The organism is Mycobacterium tuberculosis complex sp. N0072, assembly GCF_030323725.1.
GTDB classification, from domain to species: domain Bacteria; phylum Actinomycetota; class Actinomycetes; order Mycobacteriales; family Mycobacteriaceae; genus Mycobacterium; species Mycobacterium tuberculosis.
Genome location: NZ_CP040689.1, coordinates 1,269,906 through 1,289,693, shown reverse-complemented (window position 1 = coordinate 1,289,693; position 19,788 = coordinate 1,269,906). Strand labels below are relative to the sequence as shown.

Here is a 19,788-nt window from a genome sequence, read left to right as displayed (position 1 = left end):
ACGCGTCCAGAAAACCATCGTGATCGCTACGGGCATGCAAACCCAAGTTAACATTTTGTCACGTTGTTCTAACCAAGTTGACGGCGGCCACCGTCAACCACACCGTCGGTTTCCTAACAGCGACGGTGGACATCTGCGGCGGACCCGTTGAGGGTTCGCGCCAGGTCCGCAATCCAGCCGCGGTCGGCTGGTACCCAGTCGACATCGTGCAGTTCGGCCGCCGTCACCCAGCACAGCGCCCGGTGGTCACGCGCACGCGGTTCGCCGCCAAGCAGATGCACGCGATAGGCCCGCAGCGTCGTCGTGCCGTTCAACGCAATATCGTCGCCCACACGGTCGCCCACCGCGAGGTCGGCGACCTCGAGTCCCAGTTCTTCGGCGAGCTCTCGGGCCAGCGCGGCGCGCTCGGTTTCGCCGGCGGCGACCTTACCGCCGGGAAGTTCCCAACGACCCGCCAACTCCGGTGGCCGAACGCGTTGCGCCACCAAGACCGTGCAACCGCGGACGATGGCTCCGGCAACCACGATCTGATTCAGCATGACCTGTGACGGTATACCGTCGAGGTATGGCTGTGTTAACGGATGAGCAGGTCGACGCCGCACTGCACGACCTCAACGGCTGGCAGCGCGCCGGTGGTGTCCTGCGTAGGTCAATCAAGTTTCCGACGTTTATGGCCGGTATCGACGCCGTACGCCGGGTGGCCGAGCGAGCCGAGGAGGTAAATCATCATCCGGACATCGATATCCGTTGGCGAACAGTAACTTTCGCGCTGGTTACGCATGCGGTAGGTGGTATCACGGAAAACGACATTGCGATGGCGCACGATATCGACGCAATGTTTGGGGCCTAATTGGCCATGCGCCGCGGCCGAATGCGCACGTAACGCTCGGAGGCGGCGATCCAGCCCAAGGTCGCCAGCGTCGCCACCACGTAGACCAGACCGGCCCAGGCCAAATACCACGGCCGGCCGATTTGCCAGATGCTCGGTTGAGCAAAGCTCAGCAACCACGGCACGCCGACGATGGTCAACACCAACCAGCCCCAGCCCAAAATCCGGGCGCCCGGGCGCTCACGCGCTGGCCCGTCAATCAGCCAGATCATCAGCGGCACTAGCCACACCCAGTGGTGAGTCCAGGAGATCGGCGAGAGCAGCAGGCCGAACAACTCGACCACCAATAGTTTGCCCAGCCGATCGGACCTGTCGAGCGCACGCCAGGCCAGGATGGCCAATACCGCCGTACTGGCGATCGCAGCCAGAACCAGCGGACCAAAACCGGCGTCGTGACCGAGAATCCGGGAAATCGCGCCGCGCCAGGATTGATTGAAGGAGGTGGCGATGGGCCCAACCCGGCCTGCGTCGCCCAACAGGTCGGTGAAGTAGTAGCGGGCTTCATCGCCGACGACCAGTAGCGACACGCCGACGGTGGCAAGGAACACGACCACCGAAAATGCGGCCGCATGCAACCGCCGAACGCCGACGAGGTAGACAGCGGTAATCGCCGGCGTCAACTTGACACCCGAGGCCACCCCGACCAGCAGTCCCGATAGCCACCACCGCGGGGTGTAGACCGCCCAAAGCGCCGCCAGCATCAGCAGCACGTTGATCTGCCCATAGTCAAAGGTGCTGCGCAACGGCTCGATCCAGATGGCGATCGCCGTCCATAACATCGCGGCGAAATGACCGGTCTCAGCGGTGCCCCCCATCAGGCGCTGGCTGATCCGAACCGCGCCGTAGAGCGCGGCCATCGTCACTACTTGCCACAGCAGCGCGATCAGACCGAACGGCACCAAATGCAACGGGTAGAAGACCACAGCCGCAAACGGCGGATAGGTGAACGGCAGCGGGAAGTCCGGGGTCTGATCAGCGTAGACGTAGCCATACAGGGTGCCGGGATGGTCGAGGGACGCTGCACCGCTCACGTAAACGTGCAGGTCGACGAAGTTTGCGCCGTTGGGCGCCAGATAGGTCCAGGCGAGTCGCGCACCGACGCTGAGGACCAGTAGCAGCACGGCGGCGCGTGTCTCCCGGGCCGGTGGTGAGGTCACGCGCCTGGCGGCCGCCGGGGTGGATGAGGTGGTGTCTATCTGCCTGACTTTAGCGATCGCCGAGCGCACCGGGCCGTCGATCAGGGTGCGGCACATCACTCGGGTGCCCGGTCACCACAACCACTCGTATCCGTAACAATCACATAAATGCCACACGTGTCACTTGAGTCACATCTGCACCGCGATACGTTCGGCGAGACCCGTCACCGCTAACCAGGGAGAGACATGCCAACCATCTGGACGTTTGTCCGCGCCGCCGCCGTCTTGGTCGGTTCATCCGCCGCACTACTTACGGGCGGTATCGCTCACGCAGATCCGGCACCGGCGCCGGCGCCTGCTCCCAACATTCCGCAGCAGCTGATCAGCTCGGCCGCCAACGCACCGCAAATCCTGCAAAACCTCGCGACGGCTCTGGGCGCCACTCCGCCGCTGAGCGCCCCCAAAGTTGCGGAACCCGCACCCGCCGCCCCCGGGATAACCGCCACCTTTCCAGGACTGACGCCGGCCGCACCGGCGGCAGCCGCGGCCCCCGCGCTAACTCCGTCCATTCCCGGAGTGAACGCCCCGATCCCGGGGATAACCCCGGCGGCACCGGCGCTCCCCGTCACCGCCCCGGCGGCAGCTCCGACCATTCCCGGAGTGAACGCCCCGATCCCGGGGATAACCGCACCGGCCCCGGCGGCGGCCGCGGTGCCGGCCTCCGTTCCCGGCGTGCCGTCGGCGAAGGTCGACCTACCGCAGCTGCCCTACCTTCCGCTCCAAGTGCCGCAACAGCTTTCGCTGCCAGCCGACCTACCGGCGCTCGCATCGGGGGTCATTCCGGCAGCGCCCATCGCGCCGACGCCGCCGGCTCCCGGCGCGCCCGCGTTACCGCCCGGGCCGCCGTCGTTGCTCGCCGCGCTGCCCTGACGCATCTGTGAGAAGGCTGACCAACACCGAACACCGGGAGAACACCACCGTGGCAAGCACTTGGAGTGTGTGCAAAGGTTTGGCCGCCGTCGTCATCACCTCGGCTGCCGCGTTCGCGCTGTGTCCGAACGCGGCAGCCGACCCGGCGACGCCGCAGCCCAACCCCACTCAACAGCTACCGGGCTTGCCGGCGTTGGCCCAGCTGAGTCCGATAATCCAGCAAGCGGCGATGAACCCGGCACAGGCGACGCAACTGCTCATGGCCGCAGCGTCTGCGTTCGCCGGCAATCCGGCAGTGCCCACCGAATCCAAGAACGTCGCTTCCTCGGTGAACCAGTTTGTGGCTGAGCCGACCAATCCCGACTCTGCTGCCCTGGGTGTGCCGGCGCCTCATGGTGTCGCCCTGCCCGAGGCCATCCCGGTGCCGCATGTGCCCCCACTGGGCGCCGAGCCAGGTGTGCAGGCACATCTTCCGACCGGCATCGATCCATCCCACGCCGCGGGCCCCGCACCCGCTGTGGCACCTACGGTTACGCCGCCGGTCGCCGCGCCGCCGGCTTCCGCGCCGGCACCAGCACCTGACGCAGCCCAACCGGTTGCGGTACCGGGGCCGCCACCGGCGCCACCTGCGCCGCGCGCCGCCGCTCCGGCGCCGGCCTCGGCGGCACCGGCGCCAGCGGCCGCTCCGGCGCCTGCCTCGGGCTTCGGCGCCGACGCTCCGCCCACACAGGACTTCATGTACCCCTCGATCGGCCCCAATTGTGTGGCGGACGGCAGCAATTCCATCGCGACCGCGCTGTCGGTGGCGGGGCCCGCCAAGATCCCGCTGCCCGGTCCCGGACCCGGCCAGACCGCCTACGTGTTCACGGCCGTCGGCACGCCGGGGCCCGCCGACGTGCAGAGGTTGCCGCTGAACGTCACGTGGGTGAACCTGACCACGGGAAAGTCCGGCAGCGCCACCCTGCGGCCGCGTTCGGACATCAATCCGGACGGACCGACCACGTTGACCGTAATCGCCGACACCGGTTCAGGCAGCATCATGTCAACGATCTTCGGGCAGGTGACCACCAAGGACCGGCAGTGCCAGTTCATGCCGACGATCGGCTCAACGGTGGTGCCCTAGCACCAGCGGGAATGGTCCATCAGTACGCCATGAACAATATGGCGTCGCGGTCGTACTCCAGGCCGGGATGAACGCTGGCAAGGTGGGCCTGAGTCAGCTCGACCAGCTCGTCCTCGTCCTTGCCGGTGATGGCTTCGCCGCACGGACACGTCAGGTGTGTCTTCACGTTGGCGCCTTTCCCTCTGCCTTGGCCGCCGCTTTCCTTTGCCTCTTGTGCGATCGCACCTGCCCAAGCGACCCGGCGTCGACGATATCGGCGACGGATAGATAGGTGCCGGGCTGACCGAACTCCCCGGCTGCCACCTGCCAACCCTTCGGCGTCACTCCGTACTGCTTGCCAAGCAACGCGAGAAAGATCCGCGCCTTCTGCTCACCGAAGCCGGGTAACCCCTTAAGCCGCCGCAGCAACTCGTTCCCGTCAGGTTCGCCGGCGGTCCACAATGCGGCCGCATCCCCGTCGTAGCGGTCCACGATGATCTGCGCGAGCGCCTGGATGCGTTTGGCCATCGAGCCCGGAAATCGGTGTATAGCAGGCCTTTCCGAGCACAGTGCGACGAACTTATCCGGGTCGTAGTCGGCGATGTCGCCGGCGTCAAAGCTACCCATCCGATCGGCGATCTTCTTCGGCCCGGCGAAGGCGGTCTCCATCGGCACCTGCTGGTCGAGCAACATGCCCACCAGCAACGCGAATGGGTTGGCGTTCAGCAGCGCGTCGGCTGCCGGCTCTTGGACAAGCTGCAGATTTGGCACGTCCTCAGTGTAGAGCTGTCGGGACGGACCTCTTGATGAGCATCTTCGGCAACGTTCGGGTCGCCGCTGAGCAGCCGCGCCCCGTGGCTAGCCGCTCTTGCGGCGGAATTCCCGACGGCTCGCCACCGGACCGTGCGCCCGCGACTGCTTGCCGCCGCCATCCTTATGATCGGATCCGCTCGACGACTGTGCCATCTTGCGGTCGAGGGCTTCCCGGAACTTGCGCTTGGTCTCACCCTCTGAGCTGGACTCTTGCGGGGACTTCGATTCACCCATACCCGCAGCCTAGCCTCGCGACGATGCGGGCCGCAGGATGCGGCACGGCGAGGAGCGAGGCAATCCGACCCAGCCTCGCGACGATGCGGGCCGCAGGATGCGGCCCGCCGAGCAGCGAGGCAATCCGACCCAGTCCGTAGGTCCGCAGCCCCGGGGGTTAGCGCATACCGGGCGGCAGGCCGTATACGTGCGAGATCGGCAGCGTCAGCAACACACGCCGATCGGTGACCATCGCCTGCCGGTAGTCGTCCCAGTCCGGATGCTCGCCAGCGATGTTGCGATACAAGGCAATCAGCGCCTCCACGGTGTCGTCATCGGGCGCCGCCGCAGGAGGTGTCAGTTGCGCAGTGCCCTCAGCAACGGCGTATGACCATCCGTCGTCGGCGTCGACCAGGATCGAAGCCCGTGGGTCGCGACGCAGGTTGCGAGTCTTGGCTCGCGGCTCGGCGATCGATACCTGTATCAGCAGTTTGCGCGGGTCGAAGTGATATTGCACGTTGGACAACTGGGGGCGCCCGTCGTGCTTAATGGTGGCCAGCACCCCAATGGAGTTTCCACTGATTACGGCCAACAGCTTGTCGTCGAAGACTTGGCGGGCCATGCCAAGAGCCTACGTCGCCGTTGCGTCATTCTCCGGCGGCCTGGTGCAATCGGGTATGGCCAAGTTCGCGGCGTTTCTGCGCGGTGTCAACGTCGGCGGCGTCAACCTCAAGATGGCCGAGATGGCGACGGCGTTGACCGATGCGGGATTCTGCAATGTGCGCACCATCCTGGCCAGCGGCAACGTGTTGCTGGAGTCGACGTGCGGTGCCGCGGAAGTGCGCGAGAAGACCGAAGCCACGCTACGCGAACGATTCGGCTACGACGCGTGGGCGTTGATCTACGACGTCGATACGGTGCGCACCATCGTGGCGGCATACCCATTTGAATGCGAGCTCGAGGGATACCAGTCGTACGTCACCTTCGTTGCCGACGCCGCGATACTCGACGAGCTATCCGCACTCGCCGACACAGCCGGCCCTGACGAGAACATCAGTCGTGGACCCGACCCTCTTGGCGTCCTCTACTGGCAGGTACCCAAGGGCAGCACCCTGGACAGCACCATCGGCCAGACGATGGGCAAGAAGCGCTACAAGTCGTCGACCACGACCCGCAACCTGCGCACGCTGGCTAAGGTGTTGCGGTGAGTGCCCATAAGCCCGCCAAACAGCGGGTCGCACTCACCGGAGTCTCCGAGACCGCCTTGCTGACGCTGAACGCCCGGGCCGCAGAGGCCCGCCGCCGCGATGCCATTATCGACGATCCGATGGCGGTAGCCCTGGTCGAGTCGATCGACTTCGACTTCGCGAAGTTCGGCCCTACCGGCCAGGGCTTCGCCCTACGAGCACGGGCCTTCGACATGGCGGCACAGCATTATCTCGATCAGCACCCAGCGGCCACCGTGGTGGCGTTGGCGGAGGGCTTGCAAACCAGCTTTTGGCGTTTGGACGTGGCCATCCCGGGCGGCCAGTTCCGTTGGCTGACAGTTGACCTGCCACCGATCGTCGATTTACGGACACGGCTGCTGCCGAGCTCGCCGCGCGTGTCGGTGTGTGCCCAGTCTGCGCTGGACTACAGCTGGATGGATTCCGTCGATCCCGCCGGCGGGGTGTTCATCACCGCCGAAGGATTACTGATGTACCTACAACCCGAACAGGCACTGGGGTTAATCGCCCAATGCGCTCAAACGTTTCCTGGCGGCCAAATGCTCTTCGACCTGCCGCCGCGCTGGTTCGCTGGGTGGAGCCGGCTCGGGTTACGAACCTCGCTGCGCTACAAGGTGCCGCGCATGCCGTTCAGCATGTCCGTCGCGCAGGCCGCGGACCTGGTAAATAAGGTGCCTGGTGTCGTCGCGGTCCGCGATCTGCGGGTGCCACCGGGCCGTGGCCTGTGGGTCAATATGGCGCTGTCGACCGTTTACCGCCTGCCCGTATTCGATCCGCTGCGGCCGTGCCTGACTTTGCTGGAATTCAGTCGTCCGGCACGTGGGTGAGATAGCGCATCGCATCGGACTTCGTCAGCCCCAGCGCTCGCGCCACGCCGACATATTCCTTGGCCGCGGCAGCCATCGCGGCGTCGGTCGGATCGAAGCGGGAAATGAAAGTGCCGAAGCGTCCCCGCGTTTCGACGATCGCCGCCGATTCCAACTCGCGGTAGGCGCGGGCCACGGTATTGGCCGCCACGCCCAGCTGCCCGGCCAAGTCACGCACCGTCGGGAGCCGGGTGCCGGGCGGCAATGCGCCGGCGCGGACTCCGTCGATCACCTGGGTTCTGAGCTGGTCGAACAACGGCTTTCCCGCCTTCACGTCGACCCGTAACCAATCCCGCAGCTCCACGTACCCAGTATCTACCAAGCACAGCTATGTTTGTGGGATGCGAGTGGCGGTGCTCAGCGGCGCGGGGATCTCCGCGGAAAGCGGTGTACCGACGTTCCGCGATGACAAGAACGGATTGTGGGCCCGATTCGACCCTTACGAGCTGTCCAGCACGCAAGGCTGGCTGCGCAACCCCGAGCGGGTCTGGGGATGGTACCTATGGCGCCATTATCTGGTGGCCAACGTCGAACCCAACGACGGGCATCGCGCGATCGCCGCCTGGCAGGACCATGCTGAGGTCAGCGTCATCACCCAGAATGTCGACGATCTGCACGAGCGCGCCGGCAGCGGTGCGGTGCATCACCTGCACGGCAGCCTTTTCGAATTTCGTTGTGCACGTTGTGGTGTGCCCTACACCGACGCCCTTCCGGAGATGCCCGAGCCTGCGATCGAAGTGGAGCCGCCGGTCTGCGACTGCGGCGGTCTGATCCGGCCCGACATCGTATGGTTCGGTGAGCCGCTGCCAGAGGAGCCGTGGCGGAGCGCGGTCGAGGCGACAGGGAGCGCCGACGTGATGGTCGTGGTGGGGACCTCGGCGATCGTCTACCCGGCGGCCGGTTTACCCGACCTGGCGCTGGCGCGCGGCACTGCCGTGATCGAAGTCAATCCCGAGCCCACGCCGTTGTCCGGCAGCGCGACGATCAGCATCCGCGAGTCGGCCAGCCAAGCGTTGCCGGGGCTGTTGGAGCGCCTGCCCGCCCTGCTGAAATAGTCGCCTATGGGCGCCGAACGTGAACTCAGGGCGACGGTTTGCCGGGCGGAATCTCGCCCTGGATGCACGCTCGCCGGTCTCGGCTAGGGCGTGTCTCCCAATTTCGGAGTTCCCACTCGGGCGTGGATGACGGCGCAGGCCAGCAGGACGCCGCCGAGGTAGGTCAGGGCGTATTTGTCGTAGCGGGTTGCGATGCCGCGCCACTGCTTGAGTCGATGGAAGCCGCGTTCGACGGTGTTGCGTAGCCCGTAGAGCGCGGCGTCGAATGCTGGTGGCCGCCCGCCGGCAGACCCCTTGGCCTTGCGCCGGTCGATCTGATCTTGGCGTTCGGGGATGGTGTGCTTGATCTTCTTAGACCGTAATGCGGCACGGGTACTTGGGTGTGAGTAGGCCTTGTCGGCGAGTAAGCGGAAATCCGTGCTGCCCAGGGCGTATTCGGTGCTGGCATGGCGATAGTCGTCGAGCAGGGGCAGCAGTTGCGGGTTGTCGCCGGCCTGGCCTGCGGTCAACCGGATCCGCACCGGGGCTTCGCGCTGATCGGTCAGGGCATGGATCTTGGTGGTCAGCCCGCCGCGCGAGCGGCCGATCGCATGATCGTCGGGTTCATCGGCGGATTTCTTGTAATTCGACAGTGCCCCCTGTGGCGAGCGTGTCCGAGCAGGCGCCCGCCGAATGCTGGTGTGCCCGCACGTTCGTGGAATCCACCGACAGCAGCTTCTCGATATCCTCGGCCACCTCAGCGTCCACCCCGAACACCGCGGCAACGTGGGCGAACACCTCGTCGCAGGTACCATCCAGCGACCAACGGTGATGGCGCTTCCACACCGTTTGCCACGGCCCGAACTCAGCGGGCAGGTCCCGCCACGGACTTCCCGTACGGAACCGCCACGCGATCCCTTCCAGGATAAGCCGGTGATCGCTAAACCGTCTGCCGGGCTTGCCCTCATGCGACGGCATCAACGGCTCGACCACGGCCCAGAACTCGTCCGAAATCACACCCACTCGCGTCACCGGCCAATCCTCGCTGGCCAGTAACCTAAAAATTTGGGAGACACGCCCTAGTACTGCAGCCGTGGATAGGGATTGCTGACGCTGGCGTGTCTGCGTGCACGCGGCATTTGGTGGCGGCAGTCGCTATGGCGCGGCTGTTTTCGCTGTGAGCGAAACGTTCTGCCTCACTGATCATTCCGAGCCTATGACGGCCCGGTTCTTGTCAGTGGTGCTTCGTAGAATCCGAGGCATGAGGTCGGACACGCGCGAGGAGATCTCCGCGGCGTTGGATGCCTACCACGCCTCGTTGTCGCGGGTGCTCGATCTCAAGTGCGATGCGTTGACCACCCCGGAATTGCTGGCGTGTTTGCAGCGACTCGAGGTCGAACGGCGCCGCCAGGGCGCCGCCGAGCACGCCTTGATCAACCAACTCGCTGGGCAAGCCTGCGAGGAAGAGCTCGGCGGGACGCTGCGCACGGCGTTGGCCAACCGGCTACACATCACTCCCGGTGAGGCCAGCCGCCGCATCGCCGAAGCCGAAGACCTCGGTGAGCGCCGCGCCCTGACCGGTGAACCGCTGCCAGCGCAGTTGACCGCGACCGCGGCCGCTCAACGTGAGGGCAAGATCGGCCGAGAACACATTAAGGAGATCCAGGCCTTCTTCAAGGAGTTGTCCGCCGCGGTGGATCTGGGTATCCGCGAGGCCGCCGAGGCCCAGCTGGCCGAACTGGCCACCAGTCGGCGTCCCGATCACCTGCATGGCCTGGCCACGCAGCTGATGGACTGGCTGCACCCCGACGGCAACTTTTCCGACCAGGAGCGTGCCCGCAAGCGCGGCATCACGATGGGTAAGCAGGAATTTGACGGGATGTCACGTATCAGCGGTCTGCTGACCCCGGAGTTGCGGGCCACCATCGAGGCGGTGTTGGCCAAACTGGCCGCACCGGGGGCGTGCAACCCCGATGACCAGACCCCGCTCGTGGATGACACACCGGATGCGGACGCGGTGCGCCGCGACACCCGCAGCCAGGCGCAACGCAATCATGATGCGTTTTTGGCCGCGCTGCGGGGCCTGTTGGCCTCCGGTGAGCTGGGCCAACACAAGGGGCTGCCGGTAACGATCGTGGTGAGCACCACGCTAAAGGAGCTGGAAGCCGCCACCGGCAAGGGGGTAACCGGTGGTGGTTCGCGGGTGCCGATGTCGGACCTTATCCGGATGGCGAGCCACGCCAACCACTATCTGGCATTGTTTGACGGCGCTAAGCCGTTGGCGTTGTATCACACCAAGCGGTTAGCTTCCCCGGCGCAGCGAATCATGTTGTACGCGAAGGATCGTGGCTGCTCCAGGCCGGGTTGCGACGCCCCGGCCTACCACAGTGAGGTCCACCACGTAACGCCGTGGACAACCACCCACCGTACCGACATCAACGACCTCACGCTGGCCTGCGGCCCCGACAATCGCCTTGTCGAAAAAGGCTGGAAGACCCGCAAAAACGCCCACGGCGACACCGAATGGCTACCACCACCACACCTCGACCACGGCCAACCGCGAATAAATCGATACCACCACCCCGCGAAAATCCTGTGCGAACAAGACGACGACGAACCACATTGACACCCAACAACGAAGACGTTGCCGGTCGCATCACAGAATCACTGAAGCAGATGCGGACCGACCCGTCGGCACAGCCGGCACCAGAGCAGCCGATCGCCGCGGCGACAAGCTTCTACCCGTCGACGAACATGACACCCTGGTCACGGGTGAGCACGGACTTGATTTCTTCGCTATTGGTCGGCGCTGTTGAGGCACAGCACGCCGCTGACGGCCGTCGCGTCCTCGCTGTGCTCGGTCTGGTGGAGCGCGCTGCCCGCGGCCGAACATCGTAAATCAAGCGTATTCGTCAACAGATATCATCAATGTCGGCGCTGGACTATTCAAATCATCGATATACTGGTGGCCTGGTCCTTCGCCATCGATCAATGGCGATAGTCACGCAGATCGTCACGGACATCGTCGGCGTCCCAGCTGGCCCGTGCCAACAGATGCTGCAACCCATCGGGGTGGTATCACCGCGGTGCTCGGCGATGGTCCAGCAATTCTTGCGGTCCAAGCCCGAAACCATCCCGGCCATGAGTTCACCGGCATGGCGCAACGGCTGGTGCCGGGCGAAACGCGGCGCGATCCGATCCAGCACCGCCGAGAACTCCGCCTGCCACCGATCAGGGTCTACGCTATGAGCCGCGGCGACCGCGGCATATTGAGAAGTTGTCACAAACTGAAAACAATGCCGCGGTCACCGCCCTGACCAGCGCAGACACGCCAGCATCAGCAATCCCTATCTACGGCTGCAGTACTAGCTATAGCTAGGTCCGGTGCGCGCGGCCCAGAGCCAACTCTGACACCGGTAGCGGCACCCAGGCGGGAAATGCCCACTCCCGCCGGGAGCTGTCCACCACGAATCCGGCGTCGAGGATCGCGCGTTCGGTATGGCGATGCGTGTGACAGTTGCCCGCCAGCCTGGGCCAAAATGTCGCGTCGACGAACCGCTGCACCCGGCCCCGAGCGCCGGCGCTGGCCACATGCTCGAGATAGCGCAGCTCCCCGCCTCGCCGTAGTAGCGAACGCAGGTGCGCCAGCACCGCGCCCGGGTCGCTCACCGAGCACAGCACCAGCGAGCAAACCACCGCGTCAAACGTCTCGGTGTCGCGGAACTCCTCGACCGTCTTGTCCGTCACGACTATCGGAACGGGTGCGTCAGCGGCCGCGATGCGGGCCTTGGCAGCAAGCCGCGGCTCGGGCTCCATGGCGATGACCTGTTCGACGGCCACCGGGTAGTAGGCAAAGTTCGTCCCGACGCCGGCCCCGACTTCCAACACCCGCCCCGACAAACCGGCCAGATTCTCCCGGCGGAGGGCTCGTATTGCTTCGGCTTCGTGTGCGGCGACCACGGGCCAGATCCGGGCGAAAAGCGGGTGGTCGACCCTGGACGCCGAAGCGGCCGCGCCTGACGTCATGGCCAGGATTCCTCCGATGGTCCTCGTCGTTTCTCCGATGGGCGACGTGCCTGCACCCAGTCCGCCAGCTGCCGTAATGTGGCGTTGGGGCCCCGCCGGGCACGTTGCCGGCGAAGACCATTCATCGAGACGTCAACCATTGCGCGTCAGCGAGGCAGGGATCGTCTGACCGTCGCTTCGTCCGGCAATCTTGCCCAACCCACCGGCGTGGGAACGTCTCCTCGAAACCGGCTCTGCTGCCTCGCTGACACCGAACCGCTCATGCAGCCACGCCAGGGGTCTCGGTGCCCACCAATTCCAGCGGCCCGTCACATGCATGAATGCTGGGACCACGACCATCCGCACCAGTGTGGCGTCTGCAGCCACGGCTAAAGTCAGGCCGAGGCCGAACATCCGCATGAACGACACGTGCGCAGCGATCAACGCGGCGAACGACATGGACATCACCAACGCTGCCGCGGTGATCACCCGACCGGTGCGGGCCACGCCGAGCGCGACGCTCTCGTCGTTGGCGGCGTGCACCTCTGCGACGCTTCTTCGCGCGGGTCGCGCGGCTCCGGATTCCAACCAGTACTCCCGAATCCTGGAGACCAGAAACACCTCGTAGTCCATGGACAAACCGAATGCGATGCAAAACAGTAGGACCGGCATATTCGCCACCAACGTCCCGCTCGGAGTCGTTCCCAGGGCACCGAAATGGCCTTCCTGGAAGATCCACACCAACGCGCCAAACGCCGCGGTCAGCGATAACACATTACAAACCAACGCTTTCGCCGGCAGCACCACGCTGCCGGTGAGCAGGAACAACAGTACGTAGGTGATCGCGGCAATTAGCCCTAGCACCATCGGAAGCCGATCGGTCACCGCGTCGACACTGTCGCGGTTGACCTGCGCGACACCGGCCATCACGACGGATCGACCGGCCGGCCCTGCCACCTGGTGCAACCGCTTGAGCTGGATATCGGAGGCTCGCGAAAACAGCGGCGCCGTGCTGCTCACCGTCAGGAACGCGCTGCCCTCAGCCAACCCGGTGGCCCCGCGCGGCGTTCCCACCCAGCTGCCGTCTACGAACGTGCCCGTCGGGGCGGCTACCGCGGATACGTCGGGCACCCGGGACAACTCGGCTGCGTAGCTGTCAAGTTCGACCGGGCCGAGACCACGAGCGTCCGGGACGACGATGGGTATCTGCGTCGCAGGATCGTGGCCAAAGTCATCGCGCAAGATATCGCCGACTTGACGGGCCGACGCCGACCGCGGCAACACCCGGTCGTCCGGGAAACCCCACTTCACCGACAAGAACGGCAGCCCGAGCAGCACCAGCAGCGCGACAACAGCCGTACCGACCGGCAGCCAACGGCGCATCACGAACTTGCTCGACCGGTACCAGAACAGTTGCTTGACCGGTTTGTGCACCGGATCGGGCCGGCCCAGCAGCCGACGCACCAGTCGGCGCACGTCCAACGCATCTAGCCGAGGACCTAGCAACACAATCGCGGCCGGGGTGATCACGATCGACGCGGTCGCGACGAATGCCACGGTAGCCACGCCGGCGTAGGCGAACGACTTCAGAAAGTACATCGGGAACAGCGCAGTCGCCGACATCGACAGCGCCACGGTGACCGCCGAAAACAACACCGTGCGCCCCGAAGTCGCCATGGTCCGGATCAGTGCTTCGTCTCGATCACTGCCCTCGGCGAGCTCGTCGCGATAGCGACTGACGATGAGCAGCGTGTAGTCGATAGCCAACGCGAGGCCCAACGCTGTACTCAGGTTGAGCGCGAAGGTCGACACCTCGGTGGCAAACGTAACGAGTCGCAATACGGCCATCGATCCCACAACGGCCAGTACGGCCTGGGCCATCGGCAGCCCGGCGGCCAACAGCCCACCGAACACCCAGATCAGCACCAGGAAGCTCAGCGGAATCGCGATCAACTCCATCACCAGCAGGTCGTCTTTGTTCTGCCGATTGATCTGGGCGTACTCCATCGCCGAGCCGCCGGCACGGACGGTGACGCCGTCGCGGTCATGGGCGACTTCGTCTGACAGGGTTTGGGCGTGGTTCTGCGCGTCGTTTTCGCCGCCTTTGACGTTGACGACGATCAACCCCGATTTTCCGTCGGTGCTGAGCAGGTCGGCGGCGGCAGTCGGTGGCACAGTCCACGGCGAGGTCACGTTGTAAACCAACGGCGACCGCCGCAGCACCTCGACGATGTCAGTCCCGACCTCGCGGGCAGGTGGGCTGTCGGCGCCCGCGGCTGCCGTAACCACGATCAGCATTTTCTGACCGCTCTGGCCGAACTTGTCGGTCAACACCTCGATTGCCCGTGCCGACTCCGATCGCGGATCTTGGAAACCCCCGGGCGACAGGCTGTCAGCCACCGGAACACCGAAGACCGCTGCGGCGATGAAGACGAAGACCGCAAACCCGATGATTCGGCGCGGCGCAGCGATGGCGAGCCGAGCGATCCTCTGCAGCATGTTGCGTTTCCTCCGCAGCCGGTGCTGGTCGCGCGGACCCGCACCAAATCCGCGATGACTTATCTGCGATAAGTTACAACTGTCAAACAACGCCTGCCATAGATACGGATGCGGGCGCTCGAGTGGTTCACCTGCCGCATGCCCGCGATGCCGGCCACCATGCCGGCGCAGCACCCTACCGACCGGTAGGAATTGCCACTGTTTTCCGAATCGTGACTCACTAATTCCTTAATGGCGGCTTTTAGGCTCGCTGTCATGTGGATCGACGACTCGAGTGCCGACGTCATCAAGGCTGACTTCGAGGCTCTCTACCACGGCGACATGCTGGTAGAGGGCGACACCTCCGAGCAGCTCGAAGACTTGCACCCGCTGCCCACCGCGAGCTGAGCGACACCATGGGCATGCTTGCACGGCTCCTCATGGCCGAACCAGCCGTCAGCCGATGGTTTCGTCGGTAAGTTCTTGTTCCCGATTCCGGTCCCCCGCAACGCGGGGGTCTTTCTTTTGGTGCGGCTTAGCGCGGCGCCATGCGGATGGCGCCGTCCAGACGGATGACCTCGCCGTTAAGCATCGGGTTTTCGATGATGTGCAGAACTAGCGCCCCGTACTCGTCGGGGTTGCCCAGCCGCGAGGGATGCGGCACCTGTTGGCCCAGTGAGGCCTTGGCCTCCGCCGGCAATGAAGCCAGCAGCGGGGTGTCGAACAGACCCGGCGCAATGGTGACCACCCGGATCAGCTTGCTGGCCAGATCGCGGGCGATCGGCAGGGTCATGCCAACTACGCCGCCCTTGGACGCCGAGTAGGCGGCCTGGCCGATCTGACCGTCGAATGCCGCCACCGAGGCGGTGTTAATGATGACGCCGCGCTCTTCCCCAATCGGTTCGGTCTTGGCGATCCGCTCGGCGCCCAGTCGCAGCACGTTGAAGGTGCCGACTAGGTTGATGTCCACGATCTTGCGGAACGCGGCCAGCGGGAACACGCCGTCGCGACTCAGTACGCGAATCGCGTTGCCGGTGCCGGCGCAGTTGACGACGACCCGCACCGGGCCGAGCGAATCCGCCAGCTCTAGCGCGTTGCTGACGGCGGCTTCGTCGGTGACGTCGGCTTGCGCAAAACGCGCGCGATCGCCGAGCCCGCCAACCACGTCGTCGCCGCGGAGGTCCACGACGACCACCTGTGCCCCAGCGTCCAATAGCCGCTTGGTGGTGGCCAGACCCAGGCCTGAGGCGCCACCGGTGACAACGGCTACGGCGTCTTTGGTCTTCATACGAATCCTTCCCTATCCGTCCCAGTCGGTGAGCACTGCCTCGATGTCGATCGTGGCGGCCGGCGGGCGTGGCTGGCTCGAAGCGGTGCGGGAGAACCGCGGAGCCGGCATGGGTTGCCATCCGCCGTTGGCTTCATAAAAGGTGTTTCGCTCGATGATGTGCGGCTCGTTGTGCACCTCACCGAACGCCAGCACCGGCGTCACACAGGCATCGGAATTGGCGAACACCGCGCCCCAATGGTCACGGTCGTGGCTCGCGAACGCTTCGGTCAGCAGCGCCCGCAGTTCGGGCCAACGGGCGCGGTCGTTTTGCGGGGGCAGCTCGGCGGCGTCTAGACCCAATCCGGCCAGCATGGCCGCATAGAACTGCGGCTCAATGGCGCCGACAGCGACGTAGCGGCCGTCGGCGCATTCGTAGGTGTCGTAGTAGGGTGCCCCGCCGTCGAGCATGTTGGCCCCTCTTGTGTCGGTCCACATGCCCGTCGCTCGCATCGCCCACATCATCTGAATCAGCACGCTGGACCCGTCGACCATCGCCGCATCGACGACCTGGCCCTTGCCGGAGCTCTGCCGCTCCCATAGCGCGGCCAGGATGCCGACCAGCAGGAACATCGAGCCGCCGCCGAAGTCACCAACCAGGTTCAGCGGCGGCACCGGTCGCTCGTCGCCCCGGCCAATGGCGTGCAAAATGCCGTTCAGCGAGATGTAGTTGATGTCGTGACCGGCCTGCTGACTACGCGGGCCGGTTTGGCCCCAGCCGGTCATCCGCGCGTAGATCAGCCGGTCGTTGACCTTCGCACATTCTTCCGGACCCAATCCCAGCCGTTCGGTGACGCCGGGACGGTAACCCTCGATCAACACGTCGGCCTTGGCGATGAGTTTGAGCGCAAGCTCGAGTCCCTGATCGGACTTCAGGTCGGCGGTCACGATACGCCGGTTACGCAACATGGCGTCTCTCGAAATACCGTCGACACTTGACGGGCGATCGATGCGCACCACGTCGGCACCGAGGTCCCCCAGGATCATCGCTGCGTGCGGGCCCGGCCCGATGCCCGCCAGCTCGACAACTCGCAACCCGCTCAGCGGACCCGCCATGAATGTACCGGCCTTTCGTCTCCCATTGACGCCCTCGACGGCGTATCGACGAAGATCATGTCGCCGCAGCTCGGTGACGGCGTCGTCGATTAGTGTTAACCACATGTCGAACTACCGGATCGACACTCGGACAATTGTCCCGGGTCTCGCCGTCACCCTGGCCGACGGGGTGCTGTCGGTGACCATCGATCGCCCGGAGAGTCTCAACTCGCTGACCAAGCCGGTGCTGGCAGGGATGGCCGACGCGATCGAGGGCGCGGCCACCGACCCACGGGTGAAGGTGGTGCGCCTCGGGGGCGCCGGTCGCGGCTTCAGCTCCGGAGGGGCAATCAGCGTTGACGATGTGTGGGCCAGTGGCCCGCCTACCGACACCGTCGCGGAGGCCAACCGCACGGTGCGTGCCATTGTGGCACTACCACAACCGGTCGTTGCCGTCGTGCAGGGACCAACCGTCGGCTGTGGCGTCTCCCTGGCGCTCGCTTGTGACCTCGTATTGGCCTCCGACAATGCGTTTTTCATGCTCGCTCACACCAACGTGGGGTTGATGCCCGACGGCGGCGCGTCGGCGTTGGTTCAGGCCGCGATCGGCCGCATCCGCGCCATGCATATGGCGCTGCTGCCGGACCGGGTGCCGGCCGCCGAGGCCTTGTCCTGGGGCCTGGTCAGCGCCGTCTATCCGGCCGCCGACTTCGATGCCGAGGTGGACAAGTTGATCTCACGGCTGTTGGCCGGCCCAGCGCTGGCTATCGCCAAGACGAAGAACGCGATCAATGCGGCCACGCTCACCGAGTTGGCACCCACTCTCCTGCGCGAATTGGATGGCCAGGCCCTCCTCCTGCGTACTGACGACTTCGCCGAGGGCGCAACGGCATTCCAGCAGCGCCGGACCCCCATGTTCACCGGCCGTTGAGCGCTCTCGGCCCGCTAGCGGTCCCGCGACTGGGCCGCGTCGATGCCCGTGTACTCACCGATTACTCCAACTGCTGGTTGGGCATGTTTGCGGAGCATCATTAACCACTCTGTGTAGCTGGCCCTCATTTAGGATGCTGCACATGCCAGATTCCGGGATTGCCGCATTAACGCCGGTCACAGGCCTCAACGTCACCCTGACCGACAGAGTGTTGTCGGTGCGCATCAACCGCCCTAGCAGTCTCAACTCGCTGACCGTGCCAATCCTGACGGGGATCGCCGACACGCTGGAGCGCGCGGCGGCCGATCCCGTGGTCAAGGTGGTGCGCCTAGGCGGGGTGGGCCGCGGTTTCAGCTCCGGAGTGTCTATGTCTGTGGACGATGTGTGGGGCGGAGGGCCGCCGACCGCCATCGTCGAAGAGGCCAACCGCGCAGTACGCGCCGTGGCCGCGCTACCGCACCCGGTTGTAGCTGTCGTTCAAGGACCAGCGGTCGGCGTCGCTGTCTCGCTAGCGCTGGCGTGTGACTTCATATTGGCTTCTGATAGTGCATTTTTCATGCTCGCCAACACCAAGGTAGCGTTGATGCCCGACGGCGGCGCATCGGCGTTAGTCGCCGCGGCCACCGGCCGGATCCGGGCGATGCGGCTGGCGCTGCTGGCCGAGCAACTGCCGGCCCGCGAGGCACTGGCCTGGGGCCTGATCAGCGCGGTATATCCGGACAGCGACTTCGAGGCCGAGGTGGACAAGGTGATTTCACGGTTGCTGGCCGGCCCGGCGCTGGCGTTCGCCCAGGCCAAAAACGCCATCAATGCAGCCGCCCTCACCGAATTGGAACCCACGTTCGCGCGCGAATTGGATGGACAGGAAGTCCTGCTGCGAACACACGACTTCGCCGAGGGCGCAGCGGCGTTCCTGCAACGCCGCACCCCCAACTTCACCGGTTCCTGAACGCGCGTCAGACCGCGAACAGCGGGGGCAGCGCGAACACCATGATCAGGCCCCACACGAAGTGGGTCAAGATCGGTGCCAGCACTCCACCGCTGGCCCGGCGCTCCAACGCACACACCGTACCGACGAAGATCGCTGCGAAGCCGAGCATCAGATTCGCGCTGGCCATGGTGGCGCCGACGTACAGGACGGTTGAGATGGTCACCGGATAGCGTCGTCCCAGCGCGGTGTAGAGCGCACCGCGAAAGAACATCTCCTCGGCGATGCCGTTAATCAAGGTGATCAGCAGGATCGGCAGCAGAGTTCCCTGATGGGCGAATTGCAGGACGCGGGCTATCGGTTCAGCTGCGCCAGGAATTGCCCTGACGATCATTGCACCCACCCCGAAGATGCCTGCTAGCAGCAGCCCGACAGTGGTCCCGGTGATGACCGGACGCTGATTGCGACCGCGCCAACAGATGCCACCCAGATGCAGCGGTCCAGACATCAGTGCGCCGGCGATCCACACGGCTGCCAGCGCGAGCGTCAGCCAGTAAAAGCTCGACTCGCCGGGCGTCCGCCTCAGCGAAAAGCCCAGCATCACAGCGCCGATAACCAACGTGACGCCGACGACCACACGGCGGCGGCGCACGATTCCCGGCGGTTCATGATGGGGCACAGCGACATTGGTGATCGCACGACGAAACTCGGCAAGCACGCTGCTGCGGTATGGAGTGGTGGATTGGCTCATGCAGGCCGGACTTTCGCGGTTGGAGTGGTCAGGATGTGCAGGCTGGTTCGCAGGGTGCCAGCGGGCGGGCCGGGGTTCACCGGCCCAGGCGTGGGCCCAGCGAGGGGCGGTGTAATCTCGCGGC

General features: G+C 65.2%; 23 protein-coding genes and 2 pseudogenes. 11 read left to right on the top strand and 14 right to left on the bottom strand.

Going from position 1 to position 19,788, the window contains the following annotated elements; genetic code table 11:
* Positions 1-113: 113 nt before the first annotated feature.
* Positions 114-539 (bottom strand): (deoxy)nucleoside triphosphate pyrophosphohydrolase, encoded by a 426-nt coding sequence (locus FF952_RS06205; protein WP_003406084.1) that lies wholly within the window; start codon positions 537-539, stop codon positions 114-116.
* A 26-nt stretch (positions 540-565) separates the two neighbouring features.
* Between FF952_RS06205 and FF952_RS06200 the strand changes: the two genes are divergently transcribed.
* Positions 566-850: a 4a-hydroxytetrahydrobiopterin dehydratase gene (locus FF952_RS06200; protein ID WP_003406082.1), complete on the top strand. Its 285-nt coding sequence runs from the start codon at positions 566-568 to the stop codon at positions 848-850.
* Here the strand turns inward: FF952_RS06200 and FF952_RS06195 are convergent.
* Positions 847-2,142: a mannosyltransferase gene (locus FF952_RS06195; protein ID WP_003900282.1), complete on the bottom strand. Its 1,296-nt coding sequence runs from the start codon at positions 2,140-2,142 to the stop codon at positions 847-849. The two genes, FF952_RS06200 and FF952_RS06195, sit on opposite strands and share 4 nt — an antisense overlap.
* A 129-nt stretch (positions 2,143-2,271) precedes the next feature.
* On the opposite strand from FF952_RS06195, the gene FF952_RS06190 reads away from it, so the two are divergent.
* Positions 2,272-2,955 carry a hypothetical protein gene (locus FF952_RS06190; RefSeq protein WP_003406075.1) on the top strand — a complete coding sequence of 228 codons (684 nt, stop codon included), beginning with the start codon at positions 2,272-2,274 and terminating at the stop codon, positions 2,953-2,955.
* A 7-nt stretch (positions 2,956-2,962) separates the two neighbouring features.
* Entirely contained in the window at positions 2,963-4,078 is a 1,116-nt protein-coding gene (locus tag FF952_RS06185) for an Rv1157c family protein (RefSeq protein WP_003406066.1), read from the top strand.
* Between the two features lie 19 nt (positions 4,079-4,097).
* Here FF952_RS06185 and FF952_RS06180 read toward each other — a convergent pair whose 3' ends face one another.
* The 4 genes from FF952_RS06180 to FF952_RS06165 all read right to left on the bottom strand — a co-directional run bounded on the left by FF952_RS06180 (position 4,098) and on the right by FF952_RS06165 (position 5,705).
* Complete coding sequence (locus FF952_RS06180) at positions 4,098-4,244, bottom strand: hypothetical protein (RefSeq protein WP_003406065.1); 147 nt, start codon at positions 4,242-4,244, stop codon at positions 4,098-4,100.
* Positions 4,241-4,828 carry an HhH-GPD-type base excision DNA repair protein gene (locus FF952_RS06175; protein WP_003406064.1) on the bottom strand — a complete coding sequence of 196 codons (588 nt, stop codon included), beginning with the start codon at positions 4,826-4,828 and terminating at the stop codon, positions 4,241-4,243. The genes FF952_RS06180 and FF952_RS06175 overlap by 4 nt, the downstream gene beginning before the upstream one ends.
* Positions 4,829-4,915: 87 nt before the next feature.
* Positions 4,916-5,104, bottom strand: coding sequence for a DUF5302 domain-containing protein (locus FF952_RS06170; RefSeq protein WP_003406063.1), 189 nt, complete (start codon positions 5,102-5,104; stop codon positions 4,916-4,918).
* A 157-nt stretch (positions 5,105-5,261) separates the two neighbouring features.
* On the bottom strand, positions 5,262-5,705 hold the full coding sequence (locus FF952_RS06165) for a PPOX class F420-dependent oxidoreductase (RefSeq protein ID WP_003406060.1): 444 nt from the start codon (positions 5,703-5,705) through the stop codon (positions 5,262-5,264).
* Between the two features lie 55 nt (positions 5,706-5,760).
* On the opposite strand from FF952_RS06165, the gene FF952_RS06160 reads away from it, so the two are divergent.
* A complete protein-coding gene (locus FF952_RS06160) occupies positions 5,761-6,291 on the top strand; it encodes a DUF1697 domain-containing protein (RefSeq protein ID WP_031653774.1) in 531 nt (176 codons plus the stop codon).
* On the top strand, positions 6,288-7,136 hold the full coding sequence (locus FF952_RS06155) for a class I SAM-dependent methyltransferase (RefSeq protein ID WP_003898744.1): 849 nt from the start codon (positions 6,288-6,290) through the stop codon (positions 7,134-7,136). Before FF952_RS06160 ends, FF952_RS06155 begins: the two co-directional genes overlap by 4 nt.
* On the opposite strand, the gene FF952_RS06150 is transcribed toward FF952_RS06155, so the two are convergent.
* A complete protein-coding gene (locus FF952_RS06150; protein WP_003406047.1) occupies positions 7,114-7,479 on the bottom strand; it encodes an Rv1152 family transcriptional regulator in 366 nt (121 codons plus the stop codon). The two genes, FF952_RS06155 and FF952_RS06150, sit on opposite strands and share 23 nt — an antisense overlap.
* Before the next feature lie 37 nt (positions 7,480-7,516).
* Between FF952_RS06150 and cobB the strand changes: the two genes are divergently transcribed.
* The gene (gene cobB, locus FF952_RS06145) at positions 7,517-8,230 is read left to right on the top strand and encodes an NAD-dependent protein deacylase (protein WP_003406044.1); all 714 of its coding nucleotides are present in this window, start codon (positions 7,517-7,519) and stop codon (positions 8,228-8,230) included.
* Between the two features lie 83 nt (positions 8,231-8,313).
* Here the strand turns inward: cobB and FF952_RS06140 are convergent.
* Positions 8,314-9,241, bottom strand: a pseudogene (locus tag FF952_RS06140) (IS5-like element ISMt1 family transposase).
* Positions 9,242-9,470: 229 nt separating this feature from the next.
* On the opposite strand from FF952_RS06140, the gene FF952_RS06135 reads away from it, so the two are divergent.
* Together FF952_RS06135 and FF952_RS06130 are read left to right on the top strand one after the other, a co-directional pair.
* Positions 9,471-10,835, top strand: coding sequence for an HNH endonuclease signature motif containing protein (locus FF952_RS06135; protein WP_003898743.1), 1,365 nt, complete (start codon positions 9,471-9,473; stop codon positions 10,833-10,835).
* Positions 10,832-11,107, top strand: a complete 276-nt coding sequence (locus FF952_RS06130; RefSeq protein ID WP_003405990.1) for a hypothetical protein — start codon at positions 10,832-10,834, stop codon at positions 11,105-11,107. Before FF952_RS06135 ends, FF952_RS06130 begins: the two co-directional genes overlap by 4 nt.
* A 1-nt stretch (position 11,108) precedes the next feature.
* Here the strand turns inward: FF952_RS06130 and FF952_RS06125 are convergent.
* The 3 genes and pseudogenes from FF952_RS06125 to FF952_RS06115 form a co-directional block, all read right to left on the bottom strand.
* Positions 11,109-11,210 (bottom strand): annotated as a pseudogene (locus tag FF952_RS06125) (hypothetical protein); the annotation flags it as partial.
* Positions 11,211-11,584: 374 nt separating this feature from the next.
* Positions 11,585-12,235, bottom strand: coding sequence for a class I SAM-dependent methyltransferase (locus tag FF952_RS06120; protein WP_003405982.1), 651 nt, complete (start codon positions 12,233-12,235; stop codon positions 11,585-11,587).
* A gap of 132 nt (positions 12,236-12,367) precedes the next feature.
* Positions 12,368-14,713: an MMPL family transporter gene (locus FF952_RS06115; RefSeq protein ID WP_003405970.1), complete on the bottom strand. Its 2,346-nt coding sequence runs from the start codon at positions 14,711-14,713 to the stop codon at positions 12,368-12,370.
* Between the two features lie 255 nt (positions 14,714-14,968).
* Here FF952_RS06115 and FF952_RS06110 point away from each other — a divergent pair, with 255 nt between their 5' ends.
* Positions 14,969-15,100: a hypothetical protein gene (locus FF952_RS06110; protein ID WP_003405966.1), complete on the top strand. Its 132-nt coding sequence runs from the start codon at positions 14,969-14,971 to the stop codon at positions 15,098-15,100.
* 127 nt (positions 15,101-15,227) lie between these two features.
* Here FF952_RS06110 and FF952_RS06105 read toward each other — a convergent pair whose 3' ends face one another.
* Positions 15,228-15,980, bottom strand: coding sequence for a 3-hydroxyacyl-CoA dehydrogenase (locus FF952_RS06105; RefSeq protein ID WP_003405961.1), 753 nt, complete (start codon positions 15,978-15,980; stop codon positions 15,228-15,230).
* 12 nt (positions 15,981-15,992) lie between these two features.
* A complete protein-coding gene (gene mcr, locus FF952_RS06100; protein ID WP_003898740.1) occupies positions 15,993-17,075 on the bottom strand; it encodes an alpha-methylacyl-CoA racemase in 1,083 nt (360 codons plus the stop codon).
* Positions 17,076-17,178: 103 nt separating this feature from the next.
* On the opposite strand from mcr, the gene FF952_RS06095 reads away from it, so the two are divergent.
* Both FF952_RS06095 and FF952_RS06090 read left to right on the top strand, forming a co-directional pair.
* Positions 17,179-17,985, top strand: coding sequence for an enoyl-CoA hydratase (locus FF952_RS06095; RefSeq protein WP_003405957.1), 807 nt, complete (start codon positions 17,179-17,181; stop codon positions 17,983-17,985).
* Between the two features lie 142 nt (positions 17,986-18,127).
* The gene (locus FF952_RS06090) at positions 18,128-18,934 is read left to right on the top strand and encodes an enoyl-CoA hydratase (RefSeq protein ID WP_003405951.1); all 807 of its coding nucleotides are present in this window, start codon (positions 18,128-18,130) and stop codon (positions 18,932-18,934) included.
* A 7-nt stretch (positions 18,935-18,941) separates the two neighbouring features.
* On the opposite strand, the gene FF952_RS06085 is transcribed toward FF952_RS06090, so the two are convergent.
* Entirely contained in the window at positions 18,942-19,664 is a 723-nt protein-coding gene (locus FF952_RS06085; RefSeq protein ID WP_003911379.1) for a CPBP family intramembrane glutamic endopeptidase, read from the bottom strand.
* Positions 19,665-19,788 lie beyond the last annotated feature (124 nt).